Annotated in this window: 20 protein-coding genes and 1 pseudogene; 18 read left to right on the top strand and 3 right to left on the bottom strand. The window is 37.3% G+C overall.

Translation table 11 applies throughout. The features are described from left to right. The first annotated feature begins 111 nt into the window (after nt 1-111). From folB to I6F65_RS17770, 3 genes are read left to right on the top strand one after another with little or no spacing between them, the layout of a single operon-like run. Nucleotides 112-471 carry a dihydroneopterin aldolase gene (gene folB / locus I6F65_RS17780; protein WP_024611264.1) on the top strand — a complete coding sequence of 120 codons (360 nt, stop codon included), beginning with the start codon at nt 112-114 and terminating at the stop codon, nt 469-471. Next, complete coding sequence (folK, locus tag I6F65_RS17775) at nt 472-960, top strand: 2-amino-4-hydroxy-6-hydroxymethyldihydropteridine diphosphokinase (protein ID WP_024611265.1); 489 nt, start codon at nt 472-474, stop codon at nt 958-960. Continuing rightward, nucleotides 957-1,766 (top strand): undecaprenyl-diphosphate phosphatase, encoded by an 810-nt coding sequence (locus I6F65_RS17770; protein WP_024611266.1) that lies wholly within the window; start codon nt 957-959, stop codon nt 1,764-1,766. Before folK ends, I6F65_RS17770 begins: the two co-directional genes overlap by 4 nt. 45 nt (nt 1,767-1,811) lie before the next feature. Here the strand turns inward: I6F65_RS17770 and I6F65_RS17765 are convergent, their stop codons facing one another. Next, nucleotides 1,812-2,600, bottom strand: coding sequence for a hypothetical protein (locus I6F65_RS17765; RefSeq protein WP_166110364.1), 789 nt, complete (start codon nt 2,598-2,600; stop codon nt 1,812-1,814). Nucleotides 2,601-2,940: 340 nt separating this feature from the next. Between I6F65_RS17765 and mpl the strand changes: the two genes are divergently transcribed. The 5 genes from mpl to I6F65_RS17740 are packed head-to-tail and all read left to right on the top strand — an operon-like array spanning nt 2,941 to nt 7,289. After that, a complete protein-coding gene (gene mpl, locus I6F65_RS17760) occupies nt 2,941-4,296 on the top strand; it encodes a UDP-N-acetylmuramate:L-alanyl-gamma-D-glutamyl-meso-diaminopimelate ligase (RefSeq protein WP_197114202.1) in 1,356 nt (451 codons plus the stop codon). A gap of 1 nt (nt 4,297) precedes the next feature. After that, nucleotides 4,298-4,918, top strand: coding sequence for a flavin prenyltransferase UbiX (locus I6F65_RS17755; protein ID WP_002961027.1), 621 nt, complete (start codon nt 4,298-4,300; stop codon nt 4,916-4,918). Then, the gene (locus tag I6F65_RS17750) at nt 4,918-5,847 is read left to right on the top strand and encodes an ABC transporter ATP-binding protein (protein WP_024594076.1); all 930 of its coding nucleotides are present in this window, start codon (nt 4,918-4,920) and stop codon (nt 5,845-5,847) included. Before I6F65_RS17755 ends, I6F65_RS17750 begins: the two co-directional genes overlap by 1 nt. Beyond that, nucleotides 5,848-6,615 carry an ABC transporter permease gene (locus I6F65_RS17745; protein WP_024611269.1) on the top strand — a complete coding sequence of 256 codons (768 nt, stop codon included), beginning with the start codon at nt 5,848-5,850 and terminating at the stop codon, nt 6,613-6,615. Next, on the top strand, nt 6,615-7,289 hold the full coding sequence (locus I6F65_RS17740) for a tRNA (guanosine(46)-N(7))-methyltransferase TrmB (protein ID WP_024611270.1): 675 nt from the start codon (nt 6,615-6,617) through the stop codon (nt 7,287-7,289). Before I6F65_RS17745 ends, I6F65_RS17740 begins: the two co-directional genes overlap by 1 nt. Here I6F65_RS17740 and I6F65_RS17735 read toward each other — a convergent pair. Next, nucleotides 7,275-9,161, bottom strand: a complete 1,887-nt coding sequence (locus I6F65_RS17735; protein ID WP_024611271.1) for a GGDEF domain-containing protein — start codon at nt 9,159-9,161, stop codon at nt 7,275-7,277. The genes I6F65_RS17740 and I6F65_RS17735 overlap by 15 nt on opposite strands. A 271-nt stretch (nt 9,162-9,432) precedes the next feature. Between I6F65_RS17735 and panP the strand changes: the two genes are divergently transcribed. Beyond that, the gene (gene panP, locus I6F65_RS17730; protein ID WP_166110377.1) at nt 9,433-11,058 is read left to right on the top strand and encodes a pyridoxal-dependent aspartate 1-decarboxylase PanP; all 1,626 of its coding nucleotides are present in this window, start codon (nt 9,433-9,435) and stop codon (nt 11,056-11,058) included. An 81-nt stretch (nt 11,059-11,139) separates the two neighbouring features. Here the strand turns inward: panP and argE are convergent, their stop codons facing one another. Then, nucleotides 11,140-12,294, bottom strand: a complete 1,155-nt coding sequence (gene argE, locus I6F65_RS17725; RefSeq protein ID WP_166110380.1) for an acetylornithine deacetylase — start codon at nt 12,292-12,294, stop codon at nt 11,140-11,142. A gap of 223 nt (nt 12,295-12,517) precedes the next feature. Between argE and argC the strand changes: the two genes are divergently transcribed. The 9 genes and pseudogenes from argC to I6F65_RS17685 all read left to right on the top strand — a co-directional run. Continuing rightward, entirely contained in the window at nt 12,518-13,528 is a 1,011-nt protein-coding gene (gene argC / locus I6F65_RS17720; protein ID WP_197114200.1) for an N-acetyl-gamma-glutamyl-phosphate reductase, read from the top strand. Next, nucleotides 13,529-14,296 (top strand): acetylglutamate kinase, encoded by a 768-nt coding sequence (gene argB / locus I6F65_RS17715; protein WP_166110386.1) that lies wholly within the window; start codon nt 13,529-13,531, stop codon nt 14,294-14,296. Between the two features lie 7 nt (nt 14,297-14,303). After that, nucleotides 14,304-15,236, top strand: coding sequence for an ornithine carbamoyltransferase (locus tag I6F65_RS17710; protein ID WP_166110388.1), 933 nt, complete (start codon nt 14,304-14,306; stop codon nt 15,234-15,236). Then, nucleotides 15,233-16,435 carry an argininosuccinate synthase gene (locus I6F65_RS17705; RefSeq protein ID WP_007581653.1) on the top strand — a complete coding sequence of 401 codons (1,203 nt, stop codon included), beginning with the start codon at nt 15,233-15,235 and terminating at the stop codon, nt 16,433-16,435. Before I6F65_RS17710 ends, I6F65_RS17705 begins: the two co-directional genes overlap by 4 nt. 48 nt (nt 16,436-16,483) lie before the next feature. Continuing rightward, nucleotides 16,484-18,349, top strand: coding sequence for an argininosuccinate lyase (argH, locus tag I6F65_RS17700; RefSeq protein ID WP_166110391.1), 1,866 nt, complete (start codon nt 16,484-16,486; stop codon nt 18,347-18,349). Between the two features lie 284 nt (nt 18,350-18,633). After that, nucleotides 18,634-18,840, top strand: a complete 207-nt coding sequence (locus tag I6F65_RS17695; protein WP_010553179.1) for a hypothetical protein — start codon at nt 18,634-18,636, stop codon at nt 18,838-18,840. Nucleotides 18,841-18,855: 15 nt separating this feature from the next. Next, entirely contained in the window at nt 18,856-19,389 is a 534-nt protein-coding gene (locus I6F65_RS17690) for a hypothetical protein (protein WP_197114198.1), read from the top strand. A gap of 1,036 nt (nt 19,390-20,425) precedes the next feature. Then, nucleotides 20,426-20,617 (top strand): annotated as a pseudogene (locus tag I6F65_RS21860) (hypothetical protein); the annotation flags it as partial. A 71-nt stretch (nt 20,618-20,688) separates the two neighbouring features. After that, a partial coding sequence (locus I6F65_RS17685) for a transposase family protein (RefSeq protein WP_197111189.1) occupies nt 20,689-20,825 on the top strand: 137 nt, incomplete at its 3' end.

Below are 20,825 nucleotides of genomic sequence, written 5' to 3'. Positions count from 1 at the left end.
TTATTTTGTTATTGTAAAAGTAATTTTTGCATATTTAAACACTGATTAAAGTATATGCAGTATTAATTTAATTGATACTTAACATAATTAGCTCAGTCATTAGGAGTATCAATGGACAAGGTATTTATATATCAATTGCATGTCGACACTATTATTGGAGTGTACGACTTTGAAAAAGAAAGTAAACAGAGCCTGTATTTTGATATTGAAATGCTAAGTGATATTAAACCAGCAGCCGCTAATGACGATATTAATTTAGCACTCGACTATTCAAAGGTGAGTGAACGCGTTATAGAGCACAGCACTGCAAAACCCGTTGAATTGCTAGAAACTTTAGTTGAGCAATTAGCGCATATTATTTTGACTGAATTTAATACCCCTCAGGTTACTATTAAAGTAAGTAAACCCGCTGCAGTACCACAAGCTCAAACAGTGGGTGTTGAAATTACACGTACTAAGGCAAAAGACTAAATGCCGCAAATTTACATCAGCCTAGGCTCAAATATAAATAAAGCGCACTATATACAATGTGCATTGATTGCACTTAAGCAACACTTCAAAAAAATTGTGCATTCGTCTGTTTTTGAAAGTGAAGCGGTTGGTTTTGCTGGCAATAATTTTTATAACTCAGTCGTTGCTGCAACTACTGATATGTCATTAGCTGATGTATGTATTTTACTAAAAAACATTGAACGTGATAATGGTCGTATGGCTAGCGATAAAAAATTCAGCCCACGGACGCTCGATTTGGATTTACTGTTTTATGATGATGTGATTTGCGACTCCCCAGCGCAATTACCGCGTGACGAAATAACTAAAAATGCATTTGTATTACAGCCATTGAGCGAGGTTGCACCTGATTTTTATCATCCTGTAGCTAAACAAACAATTGCTCAGTTATGGAATGCATATAATAACCCTCAACAAAAACTATGGAAGGTGGAGTTTTCTAACCCATGAGTATTATCGAAATAATTATTTTAGCCCTCATACAAGGGTTTACTGAATTTTTACCTATATCGAGTTCGGCGCACTTAATTTTACCATCGCAAATTTTAGGCTGGGAAGATCAGGGCCTCGCATTTGACGTGGCAGTACACGTTGGTACTTTAATTGCTGTTGTTATTTATTTTCGTAAAGAAGTAGTAGATATACTAAGTGCATGGTTTAAATCATTTGGTAAGCAAGGCGCTACCGATGACAGTAAATTAGGCTGGTGGATAATTTTAGGTACTGTTCCTGCCGCCATTTTAGGTTTACTTTTAAAAGACTTTATTGAGTTATACCTGAGAAGCGCATGGGTTATTGCAGCAACGACCATTATTTTTGGTTTGCTGCTGTGGTACGCCGATGCAAAAGGTAAACAAATTAAAACCATTTACCAACTAAATTGGAAAACAGCGCTTATAATTGGTTTTGCACAAGCGGTGGCTATGATCCCAGGTACCTCGCGTTCAGGTATTACTATGACTGCTGGTTTAATGTTGGGTATGAATAAACAAAGCGCAGCGCGTTTTTCGTTCCTACTGGCAATACCTATTATTTCTATGATGGGGCTTTACTACACTATAGAACTTGCATTGGGTGACCATGTTGTTGATTGGAACACGTTATTGTTAGGGGTGGTGTTATCGTTCTTATCGGCTTATGCATGTATATTTATGTTTTTAAAAGTAATAGAGCGAATGGGGATGTTGCCATTTGTAATATACCGTTTATTGCTCGGTGTTGGTTTAATCGTATTTTTAACTTATAGATTAACATAAACAAAAAAAGCACCGAGAGGTGCTTTTTTACTTTATAAATCAATATTATAAATTCAATAAGTAAGCTTTAATAAACCGCCCTTGGTTAGGAGCTTCAGATGATGTTTTAAACGTTAACGTTTTATCTAATTTACGTAACTTTAGCTGATCAGTAAACTCGCAGTTAATGGTACTAACATCTGCTATTTTACTTTTAAAACTATTGTCTTCTTTACACATATAAGCAATTTCTTTTGCTACTTGCGCGCAGAAGGAACCCACTGCATATTTTTGTAAGCTTTTATCATCAACCGCTTCCCAATCAACATTAGTCTTTATTGTTGAACCGCATTGTTTATTAACTTGCTGGTCGGCGTCAGTCATATTCATTTGCTGATAATTTAAATGTTTATCACGATTAAATATGGCAAGTTTAGCTTGAATTTCCTTACTTACTTGCTGTTCGTATTGCTTTTCTAAACTTTCAGTTATACCTGATGTAGATTCTTCGTTTTTTCTTAAATAAACTCCATCTCGGCTATCAGGAATATTTAGAGTATATGAGCAGCAGCGGTAGTTATCATTAACAGTAACAATGCTGCGTTTAGAACCATCAAACGTATATTTATAAGCTTTATTGCTACCGTGAGGTTCTAGGTTAGTTAAAAATACAATGTCATCAATTTCGTTATTAATGCCTTTAACTCTTACTAACGCTTGTTTTTTATCTAGCGTAGTTGCAATAACTACATTGATACCCTCTGCAGAGCTAAGCTCTATAGGATATTTAGTAAGTTCTAAAGCAAAGATTTTTGTTGATAAAAGAATACAGGCTACAAAGAATAGCTTTTTCATATTATGTCCCTTTAAGTATAAAAAAAATAAGCATTTAAAAACGGTGTATTTTATAACATTTATAAGCGTTTCTTAAAAGTAAGCCATGCTTTTTACTTAATTTTAATGATGTATTCGTGTTCTTTGTACCAACCTTTTCTGGCTACCGTTCAATTTAAAAATGACTTAGTTGCGCTATAACATAAATGTTTATTTGTTAGGGTGGTTAAACCTTAGATTAAAGCTCTTTTGGCAAGAGTGAAATGCTTACCTGCAATGGTAACTAAGCGCAAATTTTGGCATTATAGCGCCATTAAACTTTGCAGAGCTGTAAAGTAAGCGCACGATTTAAGGAAAGTATATGCATATACATATTTTGGGGATTTGTGGCACGTTTATGGGCGGTATTGCAGCCATTGCAAAATCGCTGGGTCATAAGGTTACAGGCTCTGATCAAAACGTTTACCCTCCGATGAGTACGCAACTAGAAGAGCTTGGTATTGAGTTGACTCAAGGCTACGACGTGTCTCAATTAGAGCCTAAGCCAGATATGGTGGTTATTGGTAATGCAATGAGTCGTGGAAACTTATGTGTTGAATATGTTTTAGATAAAGGCTTACCTTATACCTCTGGTCCTGAATGGCTCAAACATAACTTATTGCAAAACTCATGGGTACTTGCTGTAGCTGGTACCCATGGCAAAACCACAACAGCAAGTATGCTCGCATGGATATTAGAGTACGCTGGCTTAAAACCAGGATTTTTAATTGGCGGCATAGTCCAAAATTTTGGTGTGTCGGCAAAAGTGGGCGAAACACCATTTTTTGTTATTGAAGCGGATGAATACGATACAGCCTTTTTTGATAAGCGCAGTAAGTTTGTGCATTACTTACCTCGTACACTCATTTTAAATAATCTTGAATTCGATCATGCTGATATTTTTGAAGATTTAAACGCAATAAAAAAACAATTTCATCACTTAATGCGTACATTACCTCAAAGCGGCAAAGTAATTTGGCCAAAGCAAGATATAGCGCTTAATGATGTAATAAAGCAAGGGCTTTGGAGCGAAAGCGAAACTCTTGGTGATGATTGGAATTATGAGTTATTAAAAGCAGATGGCAGCGAGTTCGATGTATTGCTAAATAACGAAAATCAGGGAACTGTGCGTTGGCAAGCAATAGGCGAGCATAATGTTAAAAATGCAATTATGGCGATAGCCGCTGCACGTCATGTTGGTATCGCGATTGACCATAGTATTGATGCTTTAGGTGAGTTTATTAGCCCCAAGAGGCGAATGGAGCTCAAAGCTGATATTAATAACATAAAGGTCTATGACGATTTTGCGCATCATCCAACAGCTATTAAAACAACGCTTGCGGGGTTACGTGCAAAAGTGGGCGATGAAAAAATTATCGCTATTTTAGAACCTCGTTCAAACACGATGAAAATGGGCGTGCACCAACATACATTATTAGATTCATTACGAGATGCTAACGATGTGCTACTTCTTGAGCCTGATAATCTAAATTGGTCGCTCAAAGAGCAAGCAGAAAAAGCCGATATGCAATGCTTTAGTTCTACACAAACAATTATTGATACAGCGCTTGAAAGTATTGAGCCTAATCAACATATTTTAATTATGAGTAATGGTGGATTTAATGGCTTACATCAACAACTTATTGATGGTTTAGCTGATAAATACAGCGGAGAATAATGTGCAATTTAAAGATAGAATTACGTTAGCTTTTAGCGGTGCATCGGGTGCGCCTTATGGTTTAAGATTACTCGAAGTATTGTTAGAACAGCAATTTCAAGTATACGTACTCATCTCAAGTGCTGCGAGAGTCGTGCTTGATACAGAATCAAACATAAAGCTCTCAGGTAATGAAGATAAAGCAACTGAGCAGCTAAGTACGCTGTTTAATGCCAAGCCTGAACAGTTAAAAGTATATGGTAAAGATAACTGGTTTAGCCCTGTGGCATCGGGCTCTGCGGCGCCTAAAAAAATGGTGGTATGCCCGTGTAGTGCAGGATCGGTTTCTGCAATTGCGGTAGGGGCGTCAGATAATTTACTAGAGCGCGCCGCCGATGTTGTAATAAAAGAACGCGGGCAGCTAATTTTAGTACCGCGCGAAACACCATTTAACGAAATTCATTTAGAAAACATGCTTAAGTTATCTCGTTTAGGGGTAACTATTATGCCAGCAGCACCTGGTTTTTATCATAAGCCACAAAGTATTGAAGACTTAGTCGATTTTATGGTGGCAAGAATTTTAGATCATTTAAACATTGAACATAACCTAACAAAACGTTGGGGTTATGGTGAGGGTAAGTAATGGTTAAGCAAAATATTGCTTTAAATATAGAAGGCCTTACTAAGGTTTATAAAAATGGTGTTGAGGCCATTAAAGGCGTTGATTTACAAGTTTACGAAGGTGATTTTTTCGCCTTGCTTGGCCCAAATGGAGCTGGTAAATCAACCACTATTGGTGTTATTTCCTCACTTGTTAATAAAACGAAAGGCAAAGTAGAAGTATTCGGTTGCGATATTGATACTGATTTAGAAGCCGCAAAAGCGCATTTAGGCTTAGTGCCGCAAGAGTTTAACTTTAGTCAGTTTGAAACGCTTAGCCAAATACTTGTTAATCAAGCTGGTTATTACGGTGTTCCACGCGCTGAAGCCCATAAGCGTGCTGATAAATACCTAGCTCAACTTGGTTTACTTGAGAAAAAAGACAAGCAAGCGCGTACGCTTTCAGGTGGTATGAAACGCCGCTTAATGATTGCACGTGCGCTTATGCACGAACCAAAGTTGCTTATACTTGATGAGCCAACAGCAGGTGTAGATATAGAGCTTCGTCGCTCAATGTGGGATTTTTTACGCCAAATAAATCAGCAAGGCGTTACCATTATTTTAACCACACATTACCTTGAAGAAGCAGAGTTACTGTGTAAAAACATTGCGATTATCGATAATGGTCGAATTGTTGAAAACACCACAATTAAAGCACTGCTTGCAAAGCTTGATAAAGAAACGTTTATTTTAGATTTAAAAACGCCTGCAAATCCTGTAACGCTTGATGGCTATAAATTTACCATGACAGACGATCGCACTGTTGAGGTGGAAGTTGCTAAATCACAAGGGTTAAATGCTGTGTTTAGTGCATTAACAGCTCAAGGTAATACTGTATTGAGTATGCGAAATAAAGCAAACAGACTAGAAGAGTTATTTGTAGGATTACTAGAGCAAGGGCGGGGCGAATAAATGTTTAAATATGGCGTAGCCTTAAAGAGTTTATGGATTAAAGAGTGTATTCGTTTTTTACGCATTTGGGTGCAAACCTTAGTACCGCCAGCAATTACAATGAGCTTATATTTTGTTATTTTTGGTAACTTAATTGGTTCACGAATTGGCGATATGGGAGGTTTTAGTTACATGGAGTTTATTGTACCTGGCCTTATAATGATGTCGGTTATTACAAACTCATACTCGAACGTAGCCTCTAGTTTTTATTCAACAAAGTTTCAAAAAAGCATTGAAGAGCTTTTAGTTGCACCTGTACCTAACTACATAATAGTACTGGGTTATATGGGCGGCGGTATGACGCGTGGCATTATGGTGGGATTTATAGTTACCTGTGTATCGTTATTATTTGTTGATATTCAAATACATAATGTTTTTGTGATTATGGCTACGGTTATTTTAACTTCTGCGGTATTTGCTTTAGGTGGTTTGATTAATGCAATTTACGCAAATAGCTTTGATGATATTAGTATTATCCCAACCTTTATTTTAACGCCATTAACCTACTTAGGGGGTGTGTTTTATTCCATTACATTACTGCCAGAGTTTTGGCAAAATGTATCGCAAATTAATCCTATAATTTATATGGTTAACGCGTTCCGTTATGGCTTTTTAGGTGTGTCGGATGTTGATTTAAGCGTGGCTCTTGGAGTTATTTTAGTGTTTATAACAGCGTTATTTACATTAGCGCTTACATTGATCAAAAAAGGTGTGGGGCTAAGACATTAATGAATGATGCAAATTCACGTAGTATTGTATCTAACCAAGCGGGTATTCACGAAAAGCTTGATGAAATAGTAAATAAGCATTTAAGTGCTGAATTTAAAAAGCCAATTGCAGAGCATACACAGCTCGCGTTTGATGAAGTTAACGCTAAAGTACACGCTTTTAAAGGTCCGCTTATTTTAGATTCGTGTTGCGGTGTTGGCGAAAGTACGGCTAATTTGGCTAAGCATCATCCCGATGCGCTTGTTATAGGTATTGATAAATCGTCGCACCGCCTTGATAAACATGATGTTGAGTACAAGCAAACCGACAGTGGGCAGTACATATTAGTACAAGCCGATTTAAACGACTTTTGGCGTTTAGCGGTTGATGCTAATTGGCAGCCTAGCCATCATTACTTGTTGTATCCAAACCCATGGCCAAAGTCTAAACATATTCGCAGGCGCTGGCATGGCGCAGCTATCTTTCCATTTATTGTTAAGTTAGGTGGTTTGTTAGAGGTAAGAAGTAATTGGGATATTTATGTTAAAGAGTTTGCAAGAGCACTTGAATTAACTGGTAACTCTTGCGATGTAGTACCTTATGAATCAGATGATGCTATTACGCCTTTTGAGCGTAAATATTGGGCCAGTGGCCAGCAAAGCCACCGGCTTATTATTAATTTAGCTGATCGTTAATACGTCTTCATTTTGTGAGTTAACATGTGGCGCTGGGTGAGCAAAATAATTACCTTGCATCAGTGTCACATTTGCTTTTTTAAGTGCAGTTACAATTGTTTTGTTCTCTACCGATTCGGCTATTAGTTGTAAACCTAACTGATTAGCAAAACTCGCTATGTGCTCTATAAATAAGTAAATGTCTTTATCGTTTACAATTTGCTTTATTAAAGCGCCATCTAGTTTAATGCCATCTACTTCAAGTTTTAATACGTTTGATATGTTTGAATAGCCACTACCAAAGTCATCAATAACAACTTTTACACCCTTCGTTTTAACCATGCCTATAAATGCTTTTACTTCTGAAAAATTAGCAATTGCTTGTGTTTCTATAAGCTCAAGAGTGATATTACCCGGATGCGGGTAACGTTTTAATTCATAAGCTATATATTCACTTAAGCTGGGATCAAGCATGTCTTGGGCTGTTATATTTAAGCTCCAGCAAATATTTGTTTTTCTAAATCGGCTAACACATTGTGAGAAAATAGTACGCGTTAATAAACCATCCATTCTTGAGCGGGTTACAACATTTAAAAATGCGTCAGGTTTTAATATTTCACCTGTGCTAGTTACCATGCGGGCTAGGCATTCATACTGCACTATTTGATTTGTATCTATATCAATAATAGGCTGAAAATAAGGCACTATACGGTTGTTATCAAACGCCTCGCGTACTTCTTTAGCCATTTCTACGTTGTATTGATATTGCACTTTTACATCGTGTAGTGCTTTGGAGTAATTAACGACTGTATGCCGACCTTGTTTAGCCTGTAAAGCCGCGATATGTGCATTCTCTAGTAAGAGTGACTTATTACCACTGGCAATGCCTGCACATAGCGTAATATAAATAAAAGGGTCGGTTAGTAATGGGGTATTAAAGTTATAGGTTTCGATAAGATCGTTAAATTCGATATACGGAATTTCTTTTGGTGCAAGGAGCACTAGTTTATTTGTTGCTAAGCGATAAATATGACAGCGTGTAGAACAGCGGTTTTTAAAGTGTATTAATAAGTTTTTCATCACTTTATCGCCAACTTCTGTACCGTAAAAACTATTTATATCTTCTATTTCGTTAATCCAAATAACCGCTAACTGCATATGATGAGCGCTACTCTTTTTAAGAAAGTACTCCAGAGCTATATGATTCGCAAAACCAGTGCTTGAATCAGTTGCTAAAGAACGTTTGAGTAAATATATATAAATAGCAGCAACGAGTATCGCAATAAAAAAGAAGAAGCTTGCCATGGCTGCAGCTTTAGATACACTTTCTTTCAGTTTTTGATTCAAATCGTAAATAGTTATATCGGCACCGGTTAAATAGGTTTTGCCGTTAGTTTCATCAATATAAGGAATAAAAATAGTTTTAAAGTGTCCCCATTGATCACTCGATATTTCAAATACGGGTTCTGTTGAATAAAAAGCACTTATATTTGCTTCTGTTGCCTCTGGGTAAAGGTCTAAAAACTGGGTTACTTTTCCGTTATTTTGATCGTCTTGTGTGTAACTAGACGCACCAAAATAAACTTTTCCATTTTTTAGTATCATCGAGTAGACATAAGCAATATCGAGTGCCTGAGCGAACTCTGAAAGCTTTTTGCTTTTATCTTGATAGTCAGAAAAACTAATCGTGTCATTTTGATTAACAGCGTTAAGGTACTCATCACCTAAAATATGTTTTACGCTTGTGGCTGCATTAAGTAGGCGAGTGTCGACCGATTGCATTATTTCTGCACGGGTAGTTTGGTAGGTGTAATAAACGTAGGCGAATAAGCTAATTAAAAACACACTAAAACCAGCCATTAACCAACTTATTCTTACTCTTCCTTTAAGCATATATGTCCCTTTTTTATTATCGTTTTATTATACGCAAAATATATAAATGCCCAATAATTAATTCGAATTTATTATCTTGAGCTGAATATTAATTAAATTATCATTTTTTTGTCATGCATTTGACTGCTTTTATGGCTTTATGCGAGACATTTTGGTTGGATTGCAGTAAAGTTAGCGCAATTATTTAAAACACTATTCTTTAAAATAGTGCCAAAATATGGCCTTTTTTATAGATAAACATGTTTTTTAGCTACACACACTAGGTATTAAGATGGATCAAAAGCGTTGTGCCGTCGCCTCTAAAGAAAGCCTTAAGCGTATATTTACTGTACCTGAAGCGCCAGACTCAACTTTAAGCAAAATCGAGCTTGAAATTTCGAGTAATTTAGCAGGTTTCTTAAACGAAAATATAGCGGCAATTGAAAAGCCATTGCATGAAATCGAAAAAGATTTTCAATCAGCTGTGATCCCCGAGGATCCAACGTTTGTATCTGCTTATGCACAAGACATAATGGAGCAACTTGTTGCGCATTCTGTGCATACCGCTGCTCCTAGTTTTATTGGTCATATGACCTCTGCCTTACCTCATTTTTTATTACCACTGTCAAAATTGATGGTAGGGCTAAATCAAAACTTAGTAAAAATAGAAACATCTAAAGCATTTACTCCTCTTGAGCGCCAAGTTTTGGGGATGATGCACCATTTAGCTTATGGACAAGAAGACTCGTTTTATTCTAAATGGATGCATAGTGCTAAAACATCATTAGGTGCTTTTTGCTCCGGTGGTACGATTGCTAATATTACTGCGCTTTGGATTGCCCGAAATCGTTTATTAAAACCAGATGGTGATTTTAAAGGTATTGGTGCACAGGGGCTTATTGCTGGCATGTTGCATTATGGCTATAAAGGTTTGGCTGTTTTAATATCTGAGCGCGGACATTATTCATTAGGCAAATCAGTTGATTTATTAGGTATTGGTCGTGAAAATTTAATTGGTATAAAAACCTGCGATAACAATAAAGTAGATGTTGATGCTATGCGTGAAAAAGCGCTTGAGCTTGAAGCTAAAGGCATTAAAGTTATGGCCATTATTGGTGTCGCGGGTACTACCGAAACCGGTAATATTGACCCATTAGATGCAATGGCTGATTTGAGCGAAGAAATTGGGTGTCACTTTCATGTAGATGCTGCATGGGGAGGAGCAACTCTTTTATCTAATACGCACCGTCCTTTATTAAAAGGAATTGAACGAGCTGATTCAATTACTATTGATGCACATAAGCAAATGTATGTGCCAATGGGCGCAGGTTTAGTTTTATTTAAAGATCCGACTGCAACTGACGCTATAGAGCACCACGCAGAATATATTTTACGTAAAGGCTCTAAAGATTTAGGTAGTCATACGCTTGAGGGTAGCAGACCCGGTATGGCAATGTTAGTACATGCTTGCTTACGAGTTATAGGTCGTAAAGGCTACGAAATGCTAATTGATCGTAGTATTAAAAAGGCACATTATTTTGCCGATTTAATTAAAGCAGACGAAGACTTTGAACTTGTTTCAGAGCCTGAGCTGTGCTTATTAACGTATCGTTATGTACCAAAAAAAATCAAACAAGCAATAGCTGATGCTGATGCTGCAACTAGGTTAGATATATTTGCCTCATTGAATCGTTTTACGGCCAGTATGCAAAAGCGTCAACGTGAATCGGGACGCTCGTTTGTGTCGCGTACACGTTTAACGCCTTCTAATTATGATAATCAACCTACGGTTGTATTTAGAGTCGTGCTTGCAAATCCGCTTACTTCAGGTGCTATTTTAAAAGATATTTTAGCTGAGCAAAAAGAGTTAGCTAAAACCGATCCTGTCTTTAAAAAGTACTTAAGTAAATATATGTAATTATAAACATCGTTATTTATAATTAACAAAGGCGCTCTTATTCAAGTTAGCGCCTTTTTTGTTGGTTTTTAAAAAGAGTATTTAAGAAAGGCTAAAACAGCTCGCTTTAATTATATTGCTGATAATTTGTTGTGATGGTTTTATTTTTTCTGTCGCTAAAAATTCATCAGGTTGGTGCGCTTGGTTAATAGAGCCTGGACCCATTACAATTGTTTCGCACCCTAGTTGTTGAATATAAGGCGCTTCGGTGCAGTAATTTACAGCAATCGCTTTTTGCCCCGCTATTTTTTCAGCTAACTTAACAAGCGCACTATCGGTGCTGCCGCTAAATGCCGGAATGGGGTCATGCAAATCGATAACACTAACCGCATTAGGGTATTGCTCGTTTATTTCTTTAATTGCATCAAGAACTAAAGCTTGTAACTCTTTAATACTTAAACCCGGTAACGGACGCATATCTATGTGCATTTCACAGCAACCACAAATCCTATTTGCGTTGTCGCCACCATGAATATTTCCAAAATTTAAAGTTGGGTAGGGTATTTCGAAGTGTTCTATTGAATACTTATGCTTTAATTGTTCTTTTAAGATCAGTAATTTTGCAATCACTTTATGCATAACTTCAATGGCGTTAAGACCACGTTCGGGATCGGAGCTATGACCTGAACGACCAACTACTCTAATTGCTGTGCTCATGTGTCCTTTATGAGTAAATACCGGAGTCATATCAGTGGGTTCGCCTATAATACAGCGCGCAGGTTTTAAATTTGGGTGTTTACATATTTGTTGTGCGCCTGCCATTGTTGTTTCTTCGTCGGCAGTGGCGAGTATTAAAATAGGTTGAGTTTGCTGTTTTTCATCAAGCTCACTGACAGCCTGTAATACAAAAGCAAAAAAACCTTTCATATCAATGCTTCCTAACCCATACAATTTATTATCGAGTTCGGTAAGTTTAAATGGATTATGGTTCCAACGGCTGTCGTCAAATGGCACTGTATCGGTGTGACCCGCGAGCATTAATCCGCCATCACCATTCCCTCGTTTTGCCAATAAATTATAACGTCCTTTTCCGCCTTCCAATTCAATTATTTCACAAGTAAAACCAAGGCTTTCACACCATTTTGCAAGTAGCTCAATTACATTTTTATTGCTCATGCATTCACTATCTTCAATCGAACTTATAGAAGGAGCTGCAATTAATTGTTGGTACATAGAAATAAACGATGGCAAAGGCATAAAAAAATCCAAAATAAGTATTCAATTTAATTGCATAACAATATAAAAGTATTTACTATGAATATCAATTCACTTTTTAAGCATAAATATATTAAAGTAATACTATGAAAATAATGCGACGATAATCAAAATTCATTAATAAAAAAGACTTAATTAGCGTCTAAGCTAGTTTAAGCGAACATTATAAGTAAGTAGTAACTAATTTTAAGATAACGAGTAATAAATGAATGTAGTGATTATTGGCGCAAGCGGTTACAGCGGCGCAGAGTTAGCAAGTTTAGTTGCGAAACACCCAAATTTAACTTTAACAGGTTGTTATGTATCAGAAGGCAGTTTGGATAAAAATAAGCTGCTTAGCGATTTGTACCCTGAGCATTTAGGTTTACTTGACCAACCTTTGTTGCCTCTTAGTGAATTAGCTTTAAGCGATATTAGTAATACTGCTGATTACGTATGTTTGTGTACTGATCATAAAGTAAGTGTAGATTTAGCTCCGCGTTTTTTAGCCATGGGTAAAAAAGTATTTGATTTGTCAGGAGGCTATCGCCTCGCTAGCAATGATGATTATGTTACTTATTATGGCTTTGAGCATCAGCACCCTGAATTATTAAATGAAGCAGCTTACGGTTTAGCTGAATGGAATAGCGAAGCAATTATTGCTGCACAGCTAATTGCTGTTGCAGGATGTTATCCAACAGCTGCGCTCAATGCATTAAAGCCTTTGCAACAAGCTGGTTTATTAAGCGATCAAAGTATTATTATTAATGCCGTATCGGGTGTTACGGGTGCAGGGCGTAAAGCGAGTGTTGGCACTCATTTTTGTGAGGTATCGCTTGCTCCTTATAGCTTGTTTAACCATCGCCACGGTCCTGAAATAGAACAGCATCTTGGTCACAAAGTGCTATTTACACCGCATTTAGGTAATTTTCCTCGTGGTATTTTAGAAACTATTTATGTTCAATTAAAGCCAGAGGTAACAAGTGAGCAAGTAACACAAGCGTATCAGGTACTTGCTGATGAGCCACTTATTCGTTTACTAGGCGATAAAATCCCATCAATAAAAGGTGTAGCTAAACAACCTTTCGTTGATATTGGTTGGCAGCAACAAGGATCGCAATTAATTGTTATTGCAGCAATTGATAACTTACTCAAAGGTGCTGCAGGGCAAGCTTTACAATGTATTAATTTATCAATGAATTTAGAACATACCACTGGTTTAAAAGGAGCGTTTTAAATGAGTAAAAAAACGTGGGTTATTAAACTAGGTGGTGCAGTACTTAATATAGAAAATGCAGCTAAAGCATTATTTGATGTACTTAATGAGCAACAAAATGCTCAGTTTGTAATTGTGCACGGTGGCGGTTCACTTGTTGATACTTGGTTAAAAGAAGCTGGTTTTGCCAGTGCTAAACACCAAGGTTTACGTATTAGCCCAGCAGAGCAAATGCCTTATATAGTGGGTGCGCTTGCAGGTTGTGCAAATAAACAATTAATGACTCAGGCTATTAGTGCAGGACATAAACCTGTTGGTTTAAGTCTTTTTGAGGCGGGTGTTACTGCAACTCAAAAATTAAAAGCGCTTTGCTTAGTGGGTAAATGTACAAGCAACGATGACTCTATTATTAACGATTTACTTAAAATTTCTCGTTTACCAATTGTGAGCTCCATCGGCTTTGATGAACAAGGCTTGTGGTACAACGTAAATGCAGATGAAGCAGCGGCAGCTATTGCTAGTAATTTAAATGCAGAACTTATTTTTATGACCGATGTAGAAGCGGTACTTGACGCAAATAAACAGCCGCTACATCAACTTGACACAAAACACATTGATACTTTAATAAATGAAGGAGTAATTGTGGGCGGGATGGAGGTCAAAGTTAAGACCAGCCTTCACGCTGCCCAACACTTACGACGCGGTGTGTATATTTCCAGCTGGCAAAAGCCAGAAAATTTAACTGACTTGCTTGAAGGCAAGCATGTCGGAACTAAAATTACACCATAGGTTTATTATGTTTGAAAATTTTTTAACGGGTTTAGAATTAGACCAAGAAGGCGCACTTAACTTATTAAAGCTAGCGCGTGACATTAAAGCAAAACCAGAAAAATACAGTCAAGTATTAGCTGGTAAATCAATCGTAATGTTATTTGAAAAACAAAGTTTACGTACGCGTTTGTCATTCGATATTGGTATTAATCGTTTAGGTGGTCATGCTGTTTATTTAGATCAGCAAAATGGTGCAATGGGTGCACGCGAATCAATTAAAGATTTCGCACTTAATATTTCTACATGGGCAGACGGTATTGTGGCACGTGTAAACCAGCACAGCACATTAACTACGTTAGGTGAATATTCATCAGTACCAGTAGTTAATAGCTTGTGTGATTTGTACCACCCGTGCCAAGCACTTGCTGACTTTTTAACGCTTCAAGAAGTACATGGCGATGTAAGTGAGCTTAAAGTTGCTTACTTAGGTGAAGGCAATAACGTAACTCATTCATTGATGTTACTTGCTGCTACTTTAGGGACTGACTTTGTAGCTGTAACACCAAAAGGGTGCTCACCAGATTCACAAATACTTAAAAAAGCTGAGCAAATTGCAGCAATGAATGGCGCATCAGTCATGGTGAGCGATAGGGTTGAGGCTGCCGTTGGTGCAAACGTTGTATACGCAGATACATGGGTATCAATGGGTGATACAACACCGCTTGAACAGGTAAAAGAAAAGTACATGCCTTATCAGTTAAATCAGGCATTACTAAATCAAACTGGTGCGACTACGGTATTGCATTGCCAACCGGCACACCGTGAATTTGAAATTACCTCTGAGGTAATGGACGGTCCAGCATCTAAAATTATTCAACAAGCAGAGAATCGTATGCATGCGCAAAACGCTCTGTTAGTTACATTATTAAATCCAAATTTTGTTAAGGAACACCTATGAGTTCAATTAAAAAAGTCGTTTTAGCCTATTCAGGTGGTCTTGATACGTCGGCTATCGTGCCATGGTTAAAAGAAAACTACGGTTGTGAAGTAATCGCGTTTGTTGCTGATGTAGGTCAAGGGGCTGAAGAGCTTGAAGGCGTAGAAGCTAAAGCAATCGCGTCTGGTGCATCTGAATGTTACGTAGTTGACTTAAAAGATGAAATGGTAAGTGATTACATTTACCCAACGCTTAAAACAGGCTCAATTTACGAAGGCACTTATTTATTAGGTACGTCTATGGCGCGCCCAATTATTGCTAAAGCACAAGTTGAAATTGCACGTAAAGTAGGCGCTGACGCACTTTCTCATGGTTGTACTGGTAAAGGTAACGACCAAGTTCGTTTTGAATCATGTTTTGCAGCACTAGCTCCTGATTTAAAAGTAATTGCGCCATGGCGTGAGTGGGACTTATCGAGTCGTGAGTCATTACTTGATTACTTAGCAGAGCGTGACATTCCGTGTTCAGCATCGGCTACAAAAATTTACAGCCGTGATGCTAACGCATGGCATATTTCGCACGAAGGTGGAGAGCTTGAAGACCCATGGTGCCAACCAACTGAACAAGTATGGACATGGACAAACTCACCAGAGCAAGCGCCAGATAAATCAGAGCTAGTAACATTAAAAGTTGTTGAAGGCGAAGTGGTTGCTGTAAATGGTGTAGAGCTTAAGCCATACGACTGTTTAGTTAAATTAAACGATATTGCATCACCTCATGGTGTTGGTCGTGTTGATATTGTAGAAAACCGTTTAGTAGGCATGAAGTCACGCGGTTGCTATGAAACGCCAGGCGGTACAGTAATTATGGCTGCGTTACAAGCAATCGACGAGCTAGTGCTTGATAAAGCAAGCCGTAAATGGAAAGAAGTACTTGGCGGCGAGTTTTCGCATTTAGTATACGACGGTCGCTGGTTTACGCCGCTCAAAGATTCTATTTTAGCCGGTGCTGAAGCACTTTCTAAAGTGGCAACAGGTGAAGTGGTACTTAAGCTATATAAAGGTCAAGTAACTGCAGTACAAAAGCAGTCACCAAATAGCTTATACAGCGAAGCATTCGCGACATTTGGCGAAGATGATGTGTACGACCAATCACACGCTGAAGGCTTTATTCGTTTATTCTCGCTTTCAAGCAGAATTTCAGCACTCGCTAAAAAGTAAATTATTACGCCCCTGTAAAAGGGGCACTACAGGGTTTGGAGATATTTCATGGCATTATGGGGCGGACGTTTTTCTACGGGTCCAGATGAGGCGTTTAAGCAATTTAACGACTCTCTTCCCTTCGATTACCAGTTAGCAGAGCAAGATATTATTGGCTCTGTGGCATGGGCTGGCGCACTTGAGCAAGTAAATGTGTTATCGAGTGATGAGCACAAAGAACTTGTTGCAGCATTGTATGAGTTACTTGAAGAAGTAAAAGCTGATCCACTCGCTGTAGCTACATCGGGTGCAGAGGATATTCACTCGCATGTTGAAGCTGCATTAATCGAAAAAGTAGGTGATTTAGCTAAAAAATTACATACAGGCAGAAGCCGTAATGACCAAGTAGCCACTGACTTTAGGTTATGGTGTCGTGATACCGCAGAGCATATTTTAAAAGCAATTGAGCAACTTAAAGGTGAATTTGTATCTTTAGCTGAGCGTGAACTGGGTACAATTTTACCTGGTTATACACATTTACAACGCGCTCAGCCAGTATTATTTAGTCACTGGTGTATGGCTTATGTAGAAATGCTAGAGCGTGATGAAAGCCGCTTACAAGATGCAAAAGCACGTATGAACTTTTGCCCACTTGGAAGTGGTGCATTAGCCGGTACTGCTTACCCAATTGATCGCCAAATACTTGCACAAGGTTTAGGTTTTACGGCCGCGACTAAAAATAGTCTTGATGGCGTGTCTGATCGCGACTTTGTTGTAGAATTATTAAGCTGTGCTTCTATTTCGATGATTCACTTATCGCGTATGTCAGAAGATTTAATATTTTATAACTCTGGTGAAGCTGGTTTTATAGAGCTTGCAGATAACGTGACATCGGGTTCATCGCTCATGCCACAAAAAAAGAACCCTGATGCATTAGAGCTTATTCGCGGTAAAACAGGGCGTGTGTTTGGTGCCTTTAGCGCGATGATGATGACGTTAAAAGCGTTGCCACTTGCTTATAATAAAGATATGCAAGAAGACAAAGAAGGCATATTTGACGCAATGCCAACATGGCTTGCGTGTATTCATATGGCACAGGCTTGTATTAAAGGCGTTAAGGTAAGAGGCGATCGCACTCTTGCCGCAGCTAAAGGAGGTCATGCAAATGCAACTGAACTTGCGGATTACCTTGTTGCTAAAGGCGTACCTTTTAGAGAAGGCCATCATATTGTAGGTGTGCTGGTACAGCTTGCTATTAGCGAAGGCAAAACACTTGAAGATCTTTCGCTTGAGCAATATAAATCTGTAAGCGACGTGTTTGAGGATGATGTTTATCCGGTACTTGAAATTGACGCGTGTATAAAAGCACGTCAAGCGCTTGGTGGCACGTCTATTGAGCAAGTAACAAATGCAATAAAAGAAGCGAAAAAAAAACAGCAAATAACGGTTCGTGATGCCAACTTAGATGATGTTGAATCAATAGCTAAATTGGTTCAGCACTGGGCAACCGTAGGCGAAAACCTCCCGCGTGCTAAAAGTGATATGGTGCACTCTATAAATGAGTTTGCTGTAACTGAAATTAACGGCAGAGTAACTGGGTGTGCATCGTTGTATATATACGACACAGGCCTTGCTGAAATACGCTCATTAGGTATAGACCCCCAAAGTGCTGTTTCAGGGCAGGGTAGGCAGTTAGTTGAGCACTTATTAGTTAAAGCCAAAAAATTGGCGCTAAATCGGGTAATCGTATTAACACGTGTCCCTGACTTTTTCGAAAAGCAGCGTTTTACGTTTTGCTCTAAAGAGAGCCTGCCTGAAAAAGTAATGAAAGATTGTGAATTATGCCTTCGTAAAGAAAATTGTGACGAGGTAGCAATGGAATATATTTTAAAGCTAAGTAAAAGTACGGAGATCCCGTGTAAATACGTAGCTTAAACTCCCTGGATACAAAAAACGTACGGTTACCCCTGTGCGTTTTTTTATGTCTGCAGTAATTTGGTCTTGTCTTGTCTGAGTTGTTTTGTTTTATTTGATTGGTTGTATAAATATTTTATAGGTCTATTTAGCGTGTCAAAAAAAGTTGGCACATTGGTTGCTTTGTATTAAGTAAGATAGCAGAACTGCTATCGCTACTTTAAACAGGTGATGCATTTATCTACATAATAATGTGGTTAAAAGTTGAACCAAATATAATTAAAACTTTTACAAGGATCAATCACATGCAAGTTTCAGCTAATAGCCAAGTACAAATGCAAGCATACAATAAAACACAACAATTAAAGCCTGCAATGGAACAAACTGCTAGCCCTAAAACCCTGCAATCTGATACAGTAAGCTTCTCTCAAGAAGCGATGACTGCTGCGAGTACTGATTTACAGCGTGGTGGTTCATTACTTTCTGGTGGGACTGGTTCTCGCCCAAAATAGTTATATAGGTATTCGATGTTTTTATTTGAGCTGTTTGGTCTTTTTTCACTATCAGCCCTGGTTATGTGGGCTTTTTTGATGGCATTCTTTTTTAACATTTTTGTTTATAGTTTAGGTGTTAAAAGAAATACGACTTTACTAATCAGCTCACTTATTATGATGGTTTCTTATTCTGCAACTGATTATCTTTATACCTGGATATCATATTACAATACAACTTATTTTGATTGGGCTATACATGATGCTATTACTATTGCTAGTTTAATAATTGCTTATAGTGTAGTAAAGCGTTCTAGTACTTCTCTCTTATATTTAGTTACAGGTCTTTCCATAAATATGATTCTTGTGTTACTTATGCATTTAGATGTTTATATTTATGGTAATCAAGAGCCTTGGATTCTATGGGATATTTATCTTTATAGTGTAAATGTAATAGACTTAACAATGGTTGTCGCATTAATTGTTGATAGAGACTTCCTCGGTCTTCATAAATTAAAGAACAAAACCCTTAGCTACTTCAAGTCAAACGATACCCACAAAGTAACCTAGCTTAAATGTATGTTACTGAACCCCTAATGGTTTATATGCAAGCTTTTACTCAGTGGGGCTTTTTAATGGCCTTCCTGTATTGTTTGGCCTCTACTATAAATAAAGAAAATAAATCCACTGTTTATTTATCTATGATTATGCTTTTATCATATATTTCAAGTGGTTACATAAGGCTGTTAGACAGTTTATATTTAAACTCGGCGCTCTACGACTTTTTTACAATTTTAGCTTTGTTAACTTTACAGTACTTTAAAGTACTTCAACGCTCTACAGCTTTTCACTTCATCATCTTTGCATTAACAATAAATGCTGTACTCGCCTTAATATTGCATTACGATCTATACGTCTTATATAACTATGAGCCTTGGTGGTATTGGAGTGTTTATTCTATTGGTGTAAATATGTTCGATGTTTTAATGATTCTTTCACTAGTATTCAATAAAAATCTCAAAAATAATGGATAATATTCTAGTTAATCCAGCAATTTCTTTTTACATAGGTGCATTTATACAGTGGGGCTTTTTAATGGCTTTTTTGTACTCATTAGTTGTAAGTATTAACAAACCTAGAAAAGAAGCTGTATGGTTATCATTGGTTATGACAATTTCTTACTCCTCAAGCCTGTTTATCGATATACAACACATATCGTACCTTCAACTCTTTTTGTTTGATATAACAACTATTTTCGCCATCATTATTTTAAGGTTTTTCATTATTGAAAATCTTATATCGATCTACTTGTTGTTAGGGTTGACTATAAACTCATCATTATTTCTTGGTATGTATATAGATGTGTCAGTTTTTAATAATTACGAACCTTGGTGGTTTTGGTCATTCTATTCAATAAGTATTAATGTAGTCGATTTATCAATGATAGCTATATTTTTCATAAAGAAAGATTTTTTTAGCCTACATAAATTTAATTTACGATTACTTAAAATAAAGACGTGAATACGTGCAAATTATAGTGTTTTGATTAAAAATCATGACTGTTAAATTAGTTGAATATTTTTACCGAACTTACTAAAGGCTGTATATGACCGAGTTCCTTGTAAATACCGATTTTTTATTCTACATAGGGGGACTTGTGCAGTGGGGTTTTTTAATGGCATTTTTGTATTCATTAGTTTACTCAATTAATAATCCTAATAAAGGTAACGTTTGGTTATCGTTAATTATGTCACTTTCCTATTCATCAAGTATATTTATTGATATGGGGACTATTACCAGGGCAAGATCACGAACTTTACCTTGACTTAAAAGTATGATCTTATACTCCTTTTTTCAAGGAGCATTCTCATGCTTGATATTCAGCTATTTAAATATTTCGAATCAATCGATGATCCTCGCCAACAAGGTAAAGTGGTTCATAAACTATTTGATATCATATTCTTAGCCGTCAGCGCTGTTGTGTCTGGATGCCAAGGCTGGGAAGA

It is taken from the genome of Pseudoalteromonas sp. SWXJZ94C (assembly GCF_015864385.1).
In the GTDB taxonomy this organism is placed as follows: domain Bacteria; phylum Pseudomonadota; class Gammaproteobacteria; order Enterobacterales; family Alteromonadaceae; genus Pseudoalteromonas.
Note: the sequence above shows the minus strand (reverse complement) of the source record. Positions and strands in the feature narration are given on the sequence as shown.

What these genes read in the sequence shown, in the direction of transcription:
- folB (WP_024611264.1), top strand. Translation starts at nt 112, where the DNA reads ATGGACAAGGTATTTATATATCAATTGCATGTCGACACTATTATTGGA.
- folK (WP_024611265.1), top strand. Translation starts at nt 472, where the DNA reads ATGCCGCAAATTTACATCAGCCTAGGCTCAAATATAAATAAAGCGCAC.
- I6F65_RS17770 (WP_024611266.1), top strand. Translation starts at nt 957, where the DNA reads ATGAGTATTATCGAAATAATTATTTTAGCCCTCATACAAGGGTTTACT.
- I6F65_RS17765 (WP_166110364.1), bottom strand. Translation starts at nt 2,600, where the DNA reads ATGAAAAAGCTATTCTTTGTAGCCTGTATTCTTTTATCAACAAAAATC.
- mpl (WP_197114202.1), top strand. Translation starts at nt 2,941, where the DNA reads ATGCATATACATATTTTGGGGATTTGTGGCACGTTTATGGGCGGTATT.
- I6F65_RS17750 (WP_024594076.1), top strand. Translation starts at nt 4,918, where the DNA reads ATGGTTAAGCAAAATATTGCTTTAAATATAGAAGGCCTTACTAAGGTT.
- I6F65_RS17745 (WP_024611269.1), top strand. Translation starts at nt 5,848, where the DNA reads ATGTTTAAATATGGCGTAGCCTTAAAGAGTTTATGGATTAAAGAGTGT.
- I6F65_RS17740 (WP_024611270.1), top strand. Translation starts at nt 6,615, where the DNA reads ATGAATGATGCAAATTCACGTAGTATTGTATCTAACCAAGCGGGTATT.
- I6F65_RS17735 (WP_024611271.1), bottom strand. Translation starts at nt 9,161, where the DNA reads ATGCTTAAAGGAAGAGTAAGAATAAGTTGGTTAATGGCTGGTTTTAGT.
- panP (WP_166110377.1), top strand. Translation starts at nt 9,433, where the DNA reads ATGGATCAAAAGCGTTGTGCCGTCGCCTCTAAAGAAAGCCTTAAGCGT.
- argE (WP_166110380.1), bottom strand. Translation starts at nt 12,294, where the DNA reads ATGCCTTTGCCATCGTTTATTTCTATGTACCAACAATTAATTGCAGCT.
- argC (WP_197114200.1), top strand. Translation starts at nt 12,518, where the DNA reads ATGAATGTAGTGATTATTGGCGCAAGCGGTTACAGCGGCGCAGAGTTA.
- argB (WP_166110386.1), top strand. Translation starts at nt 13,529, where the DNA reads ATGAGTAAAAAAACGTGGGTTATTAAACTAGGTGGTGCAGTACTTAAT.
- I6F65_RS17710 (WP_166110388.1), top strand. Translation starts at nt 14,304, where the DNA reads ATGTTTGAAAATTTTTTAACGGGTTTAGAATTAGACCAAGAAGGCGCA.
- I6F65_RS17705 (WP_007581653.1), top strand. Translation starts at nt 15,233, where the DNA reads ATGAGTTCAATTAAAAAAGTCGTTTTAGCCTATTCAGGTGGTCTTGAT.
- argH (WP_166110391.1), top strand. Translation starts at nt 16,484, where the DNA reads ATGGCATTATGGGGCGGACGTTTTTCTACGGGTCCAGATGAGGCGTTT.
- I6F65_RS17695 (WP_010553179.1), top strand. Translation starts at nt 18,634, where the DNA reads ATGCAAGTTTCAGCTAATAGCCAAGTACAAATGCAAGCATACAATAAA.
- I6F65_RS17690 (WP_197114198.1), top strand. Translation starts at nt 18,856, where the DNA reads ATGTTTTTATTTGAGCTGTTTGGTCTTTTTTCACTATCAGCCCTGGTT.